This window comes from Spirilliplanes yamanashiensis (assembly GCF_016863475.1).
Lineage (GTDB): Bacteria > Actinomycetota > Actinomycetes > Mycobacteriales > Micromonosporaceae > Spirilliplanes > Spirilliplanes yamanashiensis.
The window spans coordinates 123,578-138,917 of sequence record NZ_BOOY01000018.1 but is presented as its reverse complement, the minus strand read 5'-3'; the positions used below and the strand labels follow the sequence as shown (position 1 = coordinate 138,917).

Sequence of the window (15,340 nt, the reverse complement as noted above, 5' to 3'; positions counted from 1 at the left end):
CCTCAGCGGCCCCGCTTGACCTCGAAGAACGACGGGCTGCGCAGCAGCGGCACGACCGCGTCGAAGATGGTCAGCGCCTCGTCGCGCTCGGGCACCGTGCCGAGGATCGGGCCGTGCAGGCCGCGCTCCACCCCGGCCAGCGTCAGCACGGGCGAGCCGATGTCGGGGCCCGCGGCGGCCAGCGCCGCCTCGTGCGACTCGCGGACCTGCTCGTCCCAGCTCGCGTCGTCGAGGATCGTCTTGGGGTCGGCGACGCCGGCGGCCTCCGCGGACGCCAGCACGACCTCGTCGGTCAGCGGCTCACCGGCGTCGTGGGTGCGGGCGCCCAGCTCGGCGTAGAACGCGGCGATGTCGGCGGTGCGCCGGTCGGCGCGCAGCGCCTCGACGAGCCGCAGGGCCCGGGAGGACGCCGCCATCATCGGGCGGTACTGCTCCGGGACGTTGTCGCCGTTGAGGATGGACAGGCTGAACGCCCGCCACTGCACGTCGACGCCGCGCTCGGGCGCGACGCCGACCAGCCAGCGCGACGTGCGCCACGTCCACGGGCAGGCGGGGTCGAAGAAGAAGGTGGCCTCCATGCCGTCGACCCTACGCGGTTTGCGGCGCCCCCTGCCGGGCACGTCAACGGATCGTGGACCCGCACCGCTCGCGGGCCGGCGGTCCGACCGGGGGCTCTCAACCCGTCCGGACCACCGGCTGCACACCGGGCTACCCCTTGAACGGGGGCCTAATCATCGTCGAGGTCATCGTGGACCCGGGGCCGCGGCGACCGGCGGGACGCCCGCGCCGCAGAGGCCCGGCAGCAGCCGGGACAGGACCGCCACCCCGTCGCGGCTGAGCACCGACTCCGGGTGGAACTGCACCCCGGCGAACGCCGGGCCGCGCAGCGCGTGCACGGCCAGGCCGTCGCGGGCCAGCTCCGCCCGGCCGTACGGGGTGTCCACCGCGTCGGCGCCGGCCTGCGCGGTGAACGTGGAGTAGAACCCCACCCGGGCGCCCGCGCCGAACAGGTCGATGTCGCGGGCGACGCCCTGGTACGGCTCGGCGCGCCGGTGCAGCCGCAGCCCGAGCCGGGCGGCGAGCACCTGGTGGCCGAGGCACACGGCGAGCAGCGGCCGCCCGGCGGCGAGCCGGTCGCCGACGAGCCGGTCGACGGCGGCCATCTTCGGATCGGTCAGGTCGCGCGGGTCGCCGGGGCCGGGACCGGCGACGACGAGGTCGGCGTCGAGGTCGCCGGGGGCGTGCCACGGCCGCACGTCCACGGTGAGCCCGAGCGCGCGCAGCTGGTGGGCGAGCATGCCGGTGAACGTGTCCTCGGCGTCGACGACGACGGCGGTGCGCCCGGCGAGCGCGGCGACGGTGAGCTCGCCCGGCACCCGATGGTCGAGCCAGAACCGGGCCAGGTGCTCGTTGCGCCCGGCGAGGGTGCGCAGCACCTCGGGGTCCTCGGCCGGGGCGGCGGCGACCGGCGCCACGGGCGCGGGTGCGCGCAGGCCCAGCGCCGCCAGGATGCCGGCCGCCTTGGCGTACGTCTCGGCGACCTCGCCCTCGGGGGTGGAGTGGCGCACCAGCGTGGCGCCGACGGGCACCCGGACCACCCCGTCGGGGGTGAACTCGGCGGTGCGGATGAGGATGGGCGCGTCCAGGCTCTGCCGGCCGTCGGCGTCGTGGCCGAGCAGCGCCAGCACGCCCGCGTAGTAGCGGCGGCCGCGCCGCTCGTGCCGGGCGATGACGCGGCACGCGTTCTCCATCGGGCTGCCCGTGACGGTGGGCGCGAACATGGTCTCGCGCAGCACGTCGCGCACGTCGCGGGTGGTGCGCCCGGCGAGCAGGTACTCGGTGTGGGTGAGGTTCGCCATCGGCTTGAGGTAGGGGCCGACGACCTGCCCGCCGTGCTCGGCGACGACGGCCATCATCTTCAGCTCCTCGTCGAGCACCATCGCCAGCTCGTCGACCTCCTTGCGGTCGGCGAGGAAGGCCAGCAGCGCGTCGCGGTCGTCGGCGGGGCCGCGGAAGGTGCCGCTGATCGGGTTCATCATGGCCAGCCCGCCGTCGACGCTGACGTGCCGCTCGGGCGTCGCGCCGACCAGGGTGCGCGCGCCGGTGTGCACGAGGAAGGTCCAGTAGGCGCCGCGCTCGCCGGCGAGCAGCCGCCGCAGCGTGGCCAGGGCGGCGGGCAGCACCGGCCCGCCGGTGGTGGCGGTGAACGTGCGGTGCACGACGAAGTTGGCGCCCTCGCCCCGGCCGATCTCGTCGCGCAGCACGTCGGCGACGGTGGCGGCGTACCGCTCGTCGGAGACGTCGAAGCCGCGCGCGGTGAGGCCCGGGTCGGCGTCGGGCAGCTCGGCGAGAAGCTCGGCGGTGGTCAGCCGCTCGGTGGCGGTGGCACGCAGGCACTCCAGCGGGGCGCCGTCGTCGACGCACGCGAACCCGCGCTCGGCGACCTGCCGGAAGGGCACGACGGCGAGGGTGGGCCGGTCGGCGTCGAGGGGGATGGCGGCGAGGGTGTCCGCGGTGACGACGTCCCCGGCCAGGACGTCGACGCCGCCCGCGCGCACGAGGACGGCGAACGGCCCGGGACCTTCGGCGTCCCCGCCGGCGGTGGCGGCGGCGAGGAGGCGGCGCAGGAGCTGCATGGTGGGTGTCCTTCGGGTGCTCGGGACGGCCCCGGTGCAGCGGGGCGGTGGAGCGCCGGACACGACGACGGCCGCCTCGCTGAGGCGGCCGCGCGGTGGGGGAGTGTTACGCGCGCAGGGCTGGGGCCGCCGGGTCGGCGGGCCACCACAGGCCGGTTGATGCGCGCATGGCGAGGAGCATAGCGGTCCCGGGACCGGCGGTCCACGGCCCGGTTCAGGAGTCGGACTAGGAGTCGAAGCAGCGGATGGAGCGGGCGTCGCCGCGGACGGTCTCGCGCGCCTGCGCCCGCCGGCCGAACCGGTCCTGGCACGCCTCGTCGAGGTCGATGCGGGTGAACGCGACGGCCCGCACGCAGAACCAGGTGCCGTCGGCGGCGGTCCGGCCCTCGCCGTTGAACAGGGCGGCGGCCTGGTCGCCGTTGTCCCGGCAGTGGGCGGTGAGCAGCGCCTGGAACCCCTGCAGGTTGGCGGGCCCGATCCGCTTCGGCGCCCGCTTCTCCGGCGGCCGGGTGGTGGGCGGCGGCTTCGTGGGTGGCCTGGTGGTGGGCCGGGTGGTCGGCGGGGCGGTGGTCTCCCCGCCGGCCGGCGGCTCGCTCGCGGGCGGCTCGGAGCTGGCTGCGGGCGGCGGCACGTCGGGCGGGACGGCCGGCAGCGCGGCCGCGCCGGTGGGGGCGGGGATGACGCCGCCGCCGTCGTCGCGGGTGGCGGCGAGGTAGCCGAGGCCGCCGACGAGCACGGCCACGGCCAGGACGGCGGCCAGGGCGAGCCGGCGGCGCGGGTCCTCGGGCAGCCGGGGCCACCCGCCGGCCCACCCGCCGGCAGCGGCGGGTGCGGGGTCCGGATCGGGGTCCGGGTCGGGCAGGGTCGCCCACACGGCGGCGGGGACGCGCCGAGCGGTCACCTCGTCGTACCCGGAGAAGGCGGCGGGCTCGGCGGCGGGCGGGGCGCCGGCGGGCGGGCGGCGGGCGGACGGGCGGCCGTCGCCCAACCACGGCGCGGCCGGCCGGGGCCGGTCGTCGCCGGGGGGCAGCCGGTGCTCGGCCACGGGCGCCTCCTCCTCCGCCGGGAGATCACTGCCGGTGCGGCAGCGGCGCAACTGTACGCCCGTGACAGGACGTGTCGCCTCGGTCGCGGAGGGGGCCGGCGGCCGGTCGGGCGGTTGATCGATGATCAGCCGACGGTCGAGGCGGAAAGTTCACCGCCGCCGGTCACGATTGTCGCGTCAGCGGTACGCGGCCTGGATCGCCATCCGTGCCCAGCGCATGCGGCCGACGGCGGTGTCGGGGTGCTCGCCGAACTCCTGGGCGACCAGGGCGGCGCAGCCGCGCTCGCCGAGGCGGGCGCTGGCCGACTCGACCGCGTCGCGGATCAGCTCGGGGGTGGGCTGCTGGGAGCACTGCACGTCGGAGACGAACAGCGCCTCGGTCCGGAAGTCCTCGGACAGCTGCACGGACATCGGATCCTCCTACCGGTGGTCGCTCGGGTGTCGGAGTCCAGGACACCCGGGCGCGGATGCAGAACCGGCGAGCGCACGGTTGCCGTGTCGTTGCGCCCGCCGGGACCCCCGTGCACCGGCGATCGAGCGGAGCACCCGCCTTCATCCGACTAACCGGATATCGTCTGATTTAGTAGCGGAAGGGGGGCGGGGTGAGTGCTCTGTTCCACGCGGTGGTCATCGAGGACGAGAGCGACCTCCTCGAGCTCCTCCGCGAGCAGCTCACCCGGCTCGGCTGCCGGGTCAGCGGCGCGGCCACCGGCCACGGCGGGGTGGACCTCGCCCGCACCGACCCGCCGGACCTCGTGCTGGTGGACATGATGCTGCCCGACATCGACGGGCGGGAGGTGGTCCGCCGGCTGCGCGCCGACCCGCGGACCGCCCGCTGCCCCGTCGTGCTCTGCTCGGTGCTCGACCCGGACGACCTGACCGACCTGGACGCCGACGCCGTCCTGCCGAAGCCGTTCGGCAAGGCCGACGTGGCGCGGATCGTCCAGCAGTTCACGACCGCGGACAGGAGACAACCGTGACGGTGGTACTGGTCGCCGACGACGACGCGGACATCCGCGACCTGGTGGCGTTCAAGCTGGAGCAGGCCGGCCTGGAGGTCATCACGGCCGAGGACGGCCAGCAGGCCGTGGAGCAGGCCCGCGCCCACCGGCCCACGCTGGCCGTGCTCGACGTGTCCATGCCCGCCCTGTCCGGCATCGACGTGTGCCGGATGCTGCGCGCCGACCCCGCCACCGCCGGGATGCTGATCATCATGCTGACCGCCCGGGTCCAGGAGCAGGACGTGGAGGGAGGGTTCAGCGCCGGGGCGGACGACTACGTGACCAAGCCGTTCAGCCCGCGGGAGCTGATCTCGCGCATCCAGGCGCTGCTGACCCGGACGAGGGCGTGAGTCCGCCCACCAGCGTCGCGCGGCTGCTCACCCGCGCCTTCGCCGTCCTGGCGCTGCTCATCGTGGTGTCCGGCCTGTCGGGAGCCGGCACGGCGCTCGTGCAGCACCAGACCGTCGAGCAGCTCACCGACCACGTGCTGCCGTTGCAGCTGCAGAACGCCGAGCTGCGCGCCGCCATGTCCGACGGCCAGCGGGGCCTGCGCGGCTACCTGCTGTCGGGCGACCCGACGCTGCTGGGCAACTACTACTCCGCGCACGCCGACTACAAGACCTCGGCGGACGACCTGCGCGGGATGGCGACCGGCGGCGAGGGCGTCGCCATCGAGGCCCAGCTGGACCGGGCGGAGGCCTGGTGGGCGGTCGCGGAGCGGCAGCGGCAGGTCCTGCCCCGCAGCGACGAGGCGGCCCGGTTCGTCGACCAGGGCAGCGCGCTGTTTCTCGCCTTCGAGTCGGCCAACACCGGGCTCGACACCGCGCTCGGCGACCGGGCCGACCGGCTGCGCGACCGCAGCGAAACCCTCGGCGTCGGCACCACGGCGGCGCTGGTCGCGCTGACCCTCGCCGCGGCGCTCGTCGCGGCGCTGACGGCCGTGCGGACCACGCGCCGGATCACCGGCCCGCTCGGCCGCCTCGTCACGGTGCTCGACGACCTGGGCCGCGGCCGGTACGGCCGGCGGGCCCCGACCGGGGACGGCCCGGTGGAGATCCGGGCGGTCGCCGCCGCGGTCAACAACCTGGCCGAGCAGGCCGACCGGGTGCGCCGCGAGGAGGAGGAGATCGCCCGGCTGCGCGGCGAGATCCGGGTGCTGAACACCCGGGTGCGGCAGCACCTGGCCGTGGACAGCGCCATGCAGGAGGCGGCCACCGGCCTGGTCGCCACGCTCGGCGCCGAACACGCGGTGCTGCGCATCGCCGCCGCGGCCGACGCGCCGAAGATGGTGACCCGGCACTCCGCCGCCGGCGCGGCCGGCAGCCTGGACGCGCTGGCCTGCGCCGACATCGCCTGGCTCGGCGAGCACGACCTGTGGCTGACCGCCGACGCCACCGACGTCAACGCCGTCGACGTGGGCGACCCGGTGCCGGACCCCGAGGCCGCCGGCTGGCGGGCCGCCGGGGCGGGGCCGGTGCTCACCGTCGCGGTCACCAACGGCGACACCCGCCTCGGCGCGCTGACCCTGCTGCGCGCCGCCGGCCGGCCCGGCTGGAGCCCGGTGGAGATCCGCCTCGCCGAGTCCGTCGCCGGCGACCTGGGCCGCGGCCTGCACCACGCCCGGCTGTTCGAGCAGGAGCAGCGCCTCGTCGCCCAGCTCAAGGAGCTGGACAGCGTCAAGACCGACTTCATGTCGACCGTCTCGCACGAGCTGCGCACCCCGCTGACCAGCATCGCCGGCTACGTGGAGATGCTGCGCGACGAGGACGCGGGCGAGGTGACCCCGGCGCAGGGCCGCATGCTCGACGTCATCAAGCGCAACACCACCCGGCTGCGGGCGCTCATCGAGGACCTGCTCATCCTGTCCCGGATCGAGGCCGGCACCTTCCGCACCCGGCGGCAGACCGTCGACCTGGCCGCCATCGCCGGCACCGTGGCCGCGGAGGCGGCCGAGGCCGCGGCGAAGACCGGCGTGACGCTGACCGTCGACCTGGCCGGGCCGCTGCCCGTGGACGCCGACAAGGAGCAGCTCGACCGGGTCGTGGAGGGCCTGCTGTCGAACGCGGTGAAGTTCGCCCCCGGCGGCACGGTCACCGTGACGGGCCGCGCCGACGCCGGCGAGGTGGTGCTGTGCGTCGCCGACACCGGCATGGGCGTGCCGGACGCGGAGCAGGGGCAGCTGTTCTCCCGCTTCTTCCGCGCCACCAACGCCATCCACCTGGCGATCCCGGGCACCGGCCTCGGCCTGGCCATCGTCCGGACGATCGTGGAGAACCACGACGGCACGATCGAGATGACCTCGGCCGAGAACGACGGCACCACGGTCACCGTCCGGCTGCCGCTGGCCGGTGACCGGGTCGCCGCCTGACTCAGTCCTCCTGCGGCCCGCGCCGGTCGCGGCGCACGCCGTACCCGGCCCACCAGCGCAGCAGGGTCGCGCCGACGTTCATGCCGCCGCCGAAGCCGGCCAGCAGCACCAGGTCGCCGTCGCGCAGCTGCCCGGCGCGGTTCGCCTCGTCCAGGCCGATCGGCACCGACGCGCTGCCGGCGTTGCCGAACCGCTCCAGCGTCCGCACGGTGTTCGCGCCGCTCAGGCCGCACGCCTCGACCAGCTCGCCAAGCATCACGCCGTTGGGCTGGTGCGGGACGAAGTGGTCGACGTCCTCGGCGGTCAGCCCGGCGCGCTTGATGAGGTCGGCCAGGATCGGCGGCACCCCGTCCATGACGAAGTCGCGCACGCCGCGGCCGTCCATCCGGAACCAGTGGCCGCCGTTGGCGACGGTCTCGGCGGAGGCGGGCAGGCGGCTGCCGCCGGCCTCGACCCGGATCAGCCGGTGCGCGTCGCCGCGGGTGACCAGCTCGACGTCGAGCACGCCGAACGGCGCCGGGACGGCGCCCACGACCGCGGCGCCCGCGCCGTCGCCGAACAGCACGCTGGTGCGCCGGTCGTCGAAGTCGAGGATCCGCGAGTACGTGTCGGCGGCCACCACGAGCACGACCGCGCCCGGGTCGGTGACGACCAGGCTGCGGGCCAGCGCGAGGCCGAACACGAAGCCGGAGCAGACGACGTTGATGTCGAAGCAGGCCGCCCGCCGGGCGCCGATCATCTCCTGCACCAGGGCGGAGGTCGGCGGCTGCGGCGAGTCGCCCGTCGACGTCGAGACGATCAGGTAGTCGACCCGGTCGGCGGACAGGCGGGCCTGCTCCAGCGCGGCGGTGGCCGCCTTGGCGGCGAGGTCGGACGTCGCCTCGGTCGGCGCGGCGAACCGGCGTGCCTCGATCAGCGTCTTGCGGGAGATCCACTCCGCGTCGGCGCCGGGCACCCGCTCGGCGATCTCGTCGTTGGAGACCTCCTGCTCCGGCAGGTACGACCCGGTCCCCAGGATGCCGACGCTGTCGAGGAACGTCGCGCCCTCTTCGGCCCACATGTGCATGTTGCGCTCCTCATCGTGAATCCCACTCGCCGACGACCATCGGCACGGTGACGTCCGGGTTTAGGCCCCTTCGGCCGCACCCAGCAGCGCGACGGCGGGGTCGCCGCCGGTCGCGCCGAGAACGGTGAACCAGAACACGCTGCCGCCGCCCGGGTTGGGCTCGACGCCGATGGCGCCGCCGTGCAGCTCGGTGATGCGCCGCGCGACGGCCAGGCCCAGGCCGGTGCCCGGGTAGCCGCCGGCGGCGGGGGTGCGCCGGAACGGCGCGAAGATCTCCTCGCGGCGGTCGGCGGGCACGCCGATGCCGCGGTCGGCGACCTCGACCCGCCACCGGTTGCCGGCCAGCTCGCGGGCGCGCAGCGCGACGCGGGCGGCGGCGCCGGGCGGCACGTAGCGCAGCGCGTTGCCGACGAGGTGGTCCAGCAGGCGGCGCAGCAGTTCGGCGTCGCCCAGCACGACCGGCAGCTCGCCCAGGTCGACGACCGGCCGCGCGCCCGCCCCGCCGACCCGCTCGGCGAGCACGTCGGCGGCCAGCCGTTCCAGGTCGACGGGTTCGGTCCGCACGACGGGGTCGGCGGTGCCGGACCACGCGAGCAGGTCGTCGACCAGCGCCAGGCCGCGCCGGGCGGCGGCGGCGATCCGGTCGACGACGCCGCGCGCCGCGCCCAGGTCCGCCGCGTGCTCGTCGGTGAGCAGGTCGCCGTAGCCGGCTATGGCGCCCAGCGGCGCCTGGAGTTCCTCGCCGGCGACCGCGGCGAACCCGGCCAGCTCGCGCTCCCGCGCCGCGAGCCCGGCCCGGGCGGCGGCCGCGTCCCGCTCGGCCGCCGCGGCCCGGCGGCGCGCGGCGTCGCGCCCACCGGCCAGCCGCAGCGTCAGCCCGGCCAGCAGCAGGGCGCCGAGGCCGCCGGCGGCCAGCGCGAGCGTGTCGGCCCAGCGCTGCGCGGGGCCGAGCAGGTCGGTGGCCGGGCTGACCCGCGCCCGCCAGCCCTGACCGGCGGGCCCCACGGCGACGGTACGGGCGCCCGCCGCGCCCCCGGCCGGCCCGGCGACGTCCCCGTGCGCGCCGGACAGCGTCACGGCCACACCGGTGACCCGGGCGTCGCGCAGGGCGGCGTCGAGCAGGTCGCCCGCGCGGACGGTGACGACGACCCAGCCGCCGGATCCGCCCGTCCCGCTGGGCACCGGGGCGGTCAGCACGAAGCCGTTCTGCCGCCGGGCGGGCGGCAGGGCGTGGTCGCGGGCGAGCACGTGCGCGGCGCTGACGACGGGCCCGCCCAGCTCCCGGGCGGCGGTGAGGGCGGCGGCCACCTCGGGCGGCCCGGCCGGCGCGCGCGGCGGCGGGGGAGTGCTGCCGTCGACGGGGCGGGCGGCGCGCACGGAGCGGTCGGGGCCCAGCACGTACACCTCGTGGGCGCCGGGCAGCCGGCCGGCGGCGAGCGCGGTGACGGCGGTCCCGAGCAGGGCGTCGGCCCCGGCGGCGGGCGCGGCGGCGGCCAGTGCCGTCAGGGCGTGCAGCGTGTCGGCGTACCGGCCCAGGGTGGTGTCCAGGGCGCGGCCGACCGCGGCGGCGCGCAGGTCGAGGGCCGCGGTGGCGGCCGCCCGCTCGGCGGCGTGCAGCGCGCCCGCGGCGCCGGCGCTGCCGGCGGCGCCCACGGTGAGGACCGCCGCCGCCAGCGCGGCGGCCCGCCGCCCTCCGGCGCGCCGCGGTCTCCTCACGGCCCTTTCATCGAGCCCGCGGGGGGCGAGGTGAGAACCCGCTGGTGGCATGTCGGTTGCGGGGCCAGGACGCGCGCAAAACGGATATATTGGATCGGCCGGAAGGGGTGACGGATGACGCGCGTGCTGCTGGCCGAGGACGACCCGGACATCCGGCACCTCGTGAGCTACAAGCTCACCCGCGCGGGCGTCGAGGTCACCTGCGCGGCCGACGGCTTCACCGCCGTCCAGGAGGCCCGGCGCACCCCGCCCGACATCGCGCTGCTCGACGTCCGGATGCCCCGCATGTCCGGCCTCGACGTGTGCCGCGAGCTGCGCGCCACCCCGGCCACCGCCGGGATACCGATCATCATGCTCACCGCCCGCGCCCGCCGGCAGGACCTCGAGGCCGCGTACGCCGCCGGCGCCTCCGACTACATCGTCAAGCCGTTCAGCCCGCGCGACCTGCTCGCCCGTGTGGAGGCGGCGCTGGGGCGGGTCCGGATCTGATGCTGAGGATCTTCACGATCGCCATCGCGGTGCTGGCGGTGGTCATCGCGGTCCTGTCGGTCGCCATCGTGTCGGCGCGGGTCGTGCGCACCGCCCGCGCCCGCCGGCAGAGCGCCCTGGCGGCCGCGCCGCGCAAGCAGCTGCTCGCCTTCGTCGCCGACAACGGCGAGGAGGGCGCCGACGACCTCGTCGCCATCGGCGAGGACGCCTGGCGGGCCGCCGAACCCGCCGCCGTCGCCCTGCTCGGCAAGGTCCGCGGCGAGGCCCACCGCGCCCTCGTCGACGTGTTCACCCGCCGCGGCGTCGGCCTGCGCGCCCGCCGCGCCCTGCGCGACCGCAGCCCCGTGCGCCGCGCCCGCGCCGCCCAGACCCTCGGCGACCTGGAACTGCGCGAGGCCGTCGGCGACCTGTGCGACCTCCTCGCCGACCGGCACGCCGAGGTGCGCATCGTCGCCGTCCGCGCGCTCGGCCGCATCGGCGAGCCCGGCGCGGCCTGGCGGCTGCTCGCCAGCCTCGACCGCTCCGACCCCACCCCGGCGCTGCTCGTCACCGACGCGCTCGTGCAGCTCGGCCCCGACGTCGAGGTCACCCTGTCCGCCGCGCTCGACCACCCGCAGGCCCGGGTGCGCGCCGTCTGCCTCGACGCGCTCGGCCTGCTCGGCGCCACCGGCACCGCCGGCCGCGTCGCCCGGGTCCTGCGCGACGACCCCGAGCTCGACGTCCGCATCGCCGCCGCCGCCACCCTCGGCAAGCTCGGCACCCCCGCCGGGATCGCGCCGCTCGCCGAGGCGCTGCGGCCCGGCCGGCCCGCCGCCCTGCGCGCCGCCGCCGCCAAGGCCCTCGGCGAACTGGGCGCCAAGTCGGCCGTCGCCGACCTCGAGGCGCAGCTCGGCGACCCGGCCTACCGGGTCGCGCACGAGGCCGCGCACGCCCTGCGCCGCCTCGGGCCCGCCGGCCGCGCCGCCCTGGAACGGCGCGTCGCCGCCGCCGACCCCGCCGAGGGCGGTCACGCCCGCGAGGCGCTGGCCATGCTGGCGATCGGCACCGCGGACCCCGCGCCGGTGCTGGCCGGGGTGGGCCCGTGATCGAGGAGTGGACGCGCGACCTGCTGCGCATCACCGACGTGGCGATCTTCGTGTACTTCGTGCTGCTCAACAGCAGCTACCTGGTGCTCATCGTGCTGGCCGGGCAGGAGTTCTTCCGGCACCTGCGGCGCACCACGTTCGCCGGCGCGGACGACATGTTCCGCAGCCCGCTCACCCTGCCGGTCTCGGTCATCGTCCCCGCCTACAACGAGGGCCCCGGCATCATCGCCGCCGTGCAGGCCATGACGGCGCTGCGCTACCCCCGCTACGAGATCGTCGTCGTCGACGACGGCTCCACCGACGAGACGTTCGCCCTGCTGCAGCAGCAGTTCGACCTCGTCGAGGTGCCCAAGGTGGTGCCCGCCGAGGTGCCCACCCGCGGCCGCGTGCTGTCCGTGCACGTCGCCCGGGCCAACCCCGAGACCCTCGTCGTCGTCCGCAAGGAGAACGGCGGCAAGGCCGACGCCCTCAACGTCGGCCTCAACGTCGCCCGGCACCCGCTGGTCTGCATGGTCGACGCCGACTCCGTCCTCGACCCGGACGCGCTGCTCAGCGTCGCCAAGCCGTTCGGTGACGACCCGCTGCGGGTCGCGGCGTGCGGCGGCGTCATCCGCATCGCCAACGGCTGCACCGTCGTCGGCGGCCGCGTCGTCGACGTCCGGATGCCGCGCAGCTGGCTGCTGCGGGTGCAGGTCGTCGAGTACCTGCGCGCGTTCCTCATGGGCCGCACCGGCTGGTCGCGCCTCGGCGGGCTCGTCGTCATCTCCGGCGCCTTCGGCGTGTTCCGCCGCGACCTGCTGGTGCGCATCGGCGGCCTCGACCACGACACCATCGGCGAGGACGCCGAGCTCGTCGTCCGGCTGCACCACTACCTGCGCGAACGCGGCGAGGACTACCGCGTCGTCTTCGTCGCCGAACCGGTCAGCTGGAGCGAGGCCCCGTCGACGATGCGGGTCCTCGGCCGCCAGCGCCGCCGCTGGCACCGCGGCATCGCCGAGATCCTGTCCAAGCACCGCCGCATGATCCTCAACCCCCGGTACGGCCGGATCGGCATGGTCGCGCTGCCGTACTACGTGCTGTTCGAGCTGCTCGCGCCGTTCGTCGAGCTGGGCGCGCTGGTGCTGCTGCCGCTCGGCCTGTGGATCGACGCCATCAACGTCGACTTCGCCATCCGCTTCGCCCTGGTCGCCTACGGCTACGGCCTGCTCGTCAGCCTGACCGCCCTGTTCATCGAGGAGGTGTCGTTCCACCGCTACCCGCGCGCCGCCGACCTCGCCCGCGGCCTGGTCGCCGCCGTCATCGAGAACTTCGGCTACCGGCAGATCCTCGCCGCCTACCAGGTGTACGGGGCGTGGGGCGCGTGGCGCGGCAAGCAGGCGGTGTGGGGCGCCATGCAGCGCGAGGGCTTCTCGTCCCCGCCGCCGGCCGTGGTCGGCCCGCCGCCGGCGTCCGAACCGGTGCCCGCCGCGGACGTCACGCCGTCGCGGGACTGACCTCGCCCGGCTGCGGGTGCCGCACCCCGGGGTGCCCGGCCGGCAGGCTGCGCCGGATCACCCACCAGCTCACGGCCAGGGTCGCGATCACCAGCGGCCACGTCATGGCCACCCGGGCCACCGCCAGCGCCACCACCTGCCCGGCCAGCCACAACGGCAGGAACACCACCACCCGCAACGCGTACTGCGCCGCCCACACCAGGCTGCCCCGGTCGTACGCCCGCAGCAGGGCGGGGTCGCGCCGCCACCGCGCCCGCTGCCCGAGCGCCAGCCCCAGCATCACCCCGAGCAGCGGCCACCGCACCGCCACACTGGCCAGGAACACCAGCGCGCTCGCCGCGTTCGCGGCCAGCTGCACCAGGAAGAAGTCCTCCGCGCGCCCGGTGCGCAACACCACGATCGCCGCCACGGCCGTGCCGAGCAGCCCGAGCACCACCGCCCGCGGCCGCCGCCCCCGGAACAACCGCCACCCGGCGACGACCACCCCGGCCACCAGCGCCGCCACCACGGCCACCCACAGCCGGTCCGGCGCCGCCAGATACCCCACCGCGAACGCCACCGGCGGCACACTGGCGTCGACCGCCCCGCGCCGCCCGCCCAGCAGATCGGCCAGCGACTCGTCCCTGCCGTGCCCCGCCATGCACCCACCTCCGCTGAGGGCAGCCTAACCTCCGGCCGCCCCGCGTCAGTTGCTGCGCCTCGGGTTCGCGGCCGCCCGGTTGGTGCAGACTTCGGGGGAGTAGGCGACGGCGCTGTCGCTGTACTTCGCGCCGACGGTGAAGCAGTAGTCGGCGTCCGGATCGAGATACTGCACCAGGTACGTGCGCCGCCCCGGCTGCGTCTCACCGCGCGCCGTCAACGGCGCCCCGAGCCGCCCCGAACTGACGATGAACGGCACGGTCCCGTCGGCAGGATCCGCCCACAGCACCCGCACATCGGACCCCTCGTCGGACAACCGCACGTCCGTCGGCGGCCGCCCGGCGACCGGCGCCGTCCCGTCCCCGTCGGACTGCAAGAACTGCACGGCCACCCACACCAGCAACGCCACCACGAGCACCGCCGCGACCGCTCCACCGAGGACCGCCCCGGGCCGCCGCTGCCGCTTCGCCGCGGGCGGGAAGACGGGCGCGGGCTGCCCGAGCTGGATGGGCCGCGACGTCAGCCCGGGCCCGTCCGGCCGCACGATCCCGTCCCGGGTGCCGAGCCCGGGCTCGCGGGTGGTGGCCGGTGTCTGCTGTGTCCCGGCGGCTGTTGCCGCCGGATGACCCGCGCCGCCGCCGAACCCGGTGGTGGACCCGGCGGCCGGGCCGCCGATCGGACCCGCGACCGGAGCACCGGCGTGGGCCGCGGCCGGGCTGCTCAGGGGGCCGGCGACGGGGCTGCCGAACGGACCCGCGACCGGCCTGCCGATGGGTCCCGCCGGGGGAGTGCCGGGTGAGCCTGCGAAAGGACTGCCGATGGGGGCGGCGGCGGGGCTGCCCGGGGCTGCCGCGGGACTGTTCGCGGCGCCGCCCGGAGTGAAGGCCGGTGGGCGGCCCGCCGGGCCCGCGGCCGGGCTGCCCGGGAACGCGGCGGGCAGGCCGGTGGCCGCGCCGCCCGGAGAACCCGCCGCCGGGGCTCCGGCGAGACTGCCCGCCGGTCCCGCGGCCGGGTGGCCACCCAGGGTCGTGGCGGGGCCGCCGGGGAAGCCGCCCTCTGCCGGGCCGCCGCCGGGCGCTGCCGTGCCCGGGCCGGTGGCCGTGGCGCCGGCGAGCCGGCCGGTGAAGCCTCCCGCCGGGGATGCCTGTGGGGTGCGCTGCCCGGGCACCGGTGGGGACCCGTCCGGTCGTACCCCTGCGGTCTGGGCGGTGACCGGCGGCGGGCCCGCCGCCGCCCGGCGGAGCTCCTCGATGCCGCCGTCGGGGACCTCCAGGCGGACCGTCGGCGGGTCCTCGCCCAGGTACGCGCGGGCCTGCTTGACGGCCCAGTGGTCCTCGCCGAGGACGTTCGGGCCGTAGGCGGCCACGCGGCCGTACGCGCGGCGGGCCTCGTGCCGGTTCTCCAGATCTTCCGCGATGCGCCCCAGGTCGAACGATATGCCCAGCATGAGCGGGTCGGCGTCGCCGAGCCGGCGCTGCCCCGCGGGCAACGCCTCCTCCAGGATGCGGCGGGCGCCGGCCGGGTCACCGCCGGCCCGGTGCACGACGGCAAGCTGATGCGCGGCGGCCAGCACGGCCGGGTCGTCCGGGCCGAGCGCGGCCCGGCTCTGCCGCACCGCCTGCTCGAGCATGATGCGCGCGGCGGGCAGGTCCCCGGAGCGCTGAAGATCCCGGGCATGCCGCTGAGCGGCGGCTAGGGAGGATAGTGCCGACACCCCCGACATGCTGCCGCCAAACCGGGGACGACGGAAGAGCCGTCCGGGTCGGAGGGGCCTGCCGCAAGGGTGCCGAGCGGCCGTGTAC

At 76.7% G+C, this 15,340-nt stretch carries 14 protein-coding genes; 6 read left to right on the top strand and 8 right to left on the bottom strand.

All coding sequences use genetic code 11. The features are described from left to right. Positions 1-2: 2 nt before the first annotated feature. The 4 genes from Sya03_RS12655 to Sya03_RS12640 form a co-directional block, all read right to left on the bottom strand. Positions 3-578, bottom strand: coding sequence for a DsbA family protein (locus tag Sya03_RS12655; RefSeq protein WP_203938445.1), 576 nt, complete (start codon positions 576-578; stop codon positions 3-5). A 165-nt stretch (positions 579-743) separates the two neighbouring features. Then, positions 744-2,636 (bottom strand): anthranilate synthase family protein, encoded by a 1,893-nt coding sequence (locus tag Sya03_RS12650; protein ID WP_203938444.1) that lies wholly within the window; start codon positions 2,634-2,636, stop codon positions 744-746. 226 nt (positions 2,637-2,862) lie between these two features. Next, entirely contained in the window at positions 2,863-3,681 is an 819-nt protein-coding gene (locus tag Sya03_RS12645; RefSeq protein ID WP_203938443.1) for a hypothetical protein, read from the bottom strand. 177 nt (positions 3,682-3,858) lie between these two features. After that, positions 3,859-4,092, bottom strand: a complete 234-nt coding sequence (locus Sya03_RS12640) for a hypothetical protein (protein WP_203938442.1) — start codon at positions 4,090-4,092, stop codon at positions 3,859-3,861. Between the two features lie 191 nt (positions 4,093-4,283). On the opposite strand from Sya03_RS12640, the gene Sya03_RS12635 reads away from it, so the two are divergent. The 3 genes from Sya03_RS12635 to Sya03_RS12625 are packed head-to-tail and all read left to right on the top strand — an operon-like array spanning position 4,284 to position 7,050. Continuing rightward, a complete protein-coding gene (locus Sya03_RS12635; RefSeq protein WP_203938441.1) occupies positions 4,284-4,661 on the top strand; it encodes a response regulator in 378 nt (125 codons plus the stop codon). Further along, positions 4,658-5,032, top strand: a complete 375-nt coding sequence (locus Sya03_RS12630; protein WP_203938440.1) for a response regulator transcription factor — start codon at positions 4,658-4,660, stop codon at positions 5,030-5,032. The genes Sya03_RS12635 and Sya03_RS12630 overlap by 4 nt, the downstream gene beginning before the upstream one ends. Beyond that, complete coding sequence (locus tag Sya03_RS12625) at positions 5,029-7,050, top strand: ATP-binding protein (RefSeq protein WP_203938439.1); 2,022 nt, start codon at positions 5,029-5,031, stop codon at positions 7,048-7,050. The genes Sya03_RS12630 and Sya03_RS12625 overlap by 4 nt, the downstream gene beginning before the upstream one ends. 1 nt (position 7,051) lies before the next feature. Here Sya03_RS12625 and Sya03_RS12620 read toward each other — a convergent pair whose 3' ends face one another. Then, on the bottom strand, positions 7,052-8,116 hold the full coding sequence (locus tag Sya03_RS12620) for a 3-oxoacyl-ACP synthase III family protein (RefSeq protein WP_239107412.1): 1,065 nt from the start codon (positions 8,114-8,116) through the stop codon (positions 7,052-7,054). Between the two features lie 60 nt (positions 8,117-8,176). Next, positions 8,177-9,832, bottom strand: coding sequence for an ATP-binding protein (locus Sya03_RS12615; protein WP_203938438.1), 1,656 nt, complete (start codon positions 9,830-9,832; stop codon positions 8,177-8,179). 114 nt (positions 9,833-9,946) lie between these two features. Between Sya03_RS12615 and Sya03_RS12610 the strand changes: the two genes are divergently transcribed. The 3 genes from Sya03_RS12610 to Sya03_RS12600 are packed head-to-tail and all read left to right on the top strand — an operon-like array spanning position 9,947 to position 12,899. Beyond that, positions 9,947-10,321: a response regulator transcription factor gene (locus Sya03_RS12610; protein WP_203938437.1), complete on the top strand. Its 375-nt coding sequence runs from the start codon at positions 9,947-9,949 to the stop codon at positions 10,319-10,321. Continuing rightward, the gene (locus Sya03_RS12605) at positions 10,321-11,406 is read left to right on the top strand and encodes a HEAT repeat domain-containing protein (RefSeq protein WP_203938436.1); all 1,086 of its coding nucleotides are present in this window, start codon (positions 10,321-10,323) and stop codon (positions 11,404-11,406) included. The genes Sya03_RS12610 and Sya03_RS12605 overlap by 1 nt, the downstream gene beginning before the upstream one ends. Continuing rightward, positions 11,403-12,899 carry a glycosyltransferase family 2 protein gene (locus tag Sya03_RS12600; RefSeq protein WP_239107411.1) on the top strand — a complete coding sequence of 499 codons (1,497 nt, stop codon included), beginning with the start codon at positions 11,403-11,405 and terminating at the stop codon, positions 12,897-12,899. Before Sya03_RS12605 ends, Sya03_RS12600 begins: the two co-directional genes overlap by 4 nt. Here the strand turns inward: Sya03_RS12600 and Sya03_RS12595 are convergent. Then, positions 12,880-13,539, bottom strand: coding sequence for a DUF3159 domain-containing protein (locus Sya03_RS12595; RefSeq protein ID WP_203938435.1), 660 nt, complete (start codon positions 13,537-13,539; stop codon positions 12,880-12,882). The two genes, Sya03_RS12600 and Sya03_RS12595, sit on opposite strands and share 20 nt — an antisense overlap. A 45-nt stretch (positions 13,540-13,584) precedes the next feature. Further along, positions 13,585-15,261 carry a tetratricopeptide repeat protein gene (locus Sya03_RS12590; protein ID WP_239107409.1) on the bottom strand — a complete coding sequence of 559 codons (1,677 nt, stop codon included), beginning with the start codon at positions 15,259-15,261 and terminating at the stop codon, positions 13,585-13,587. Positions 15,262-15,340 lie beyond the last annotated feature (79 nt).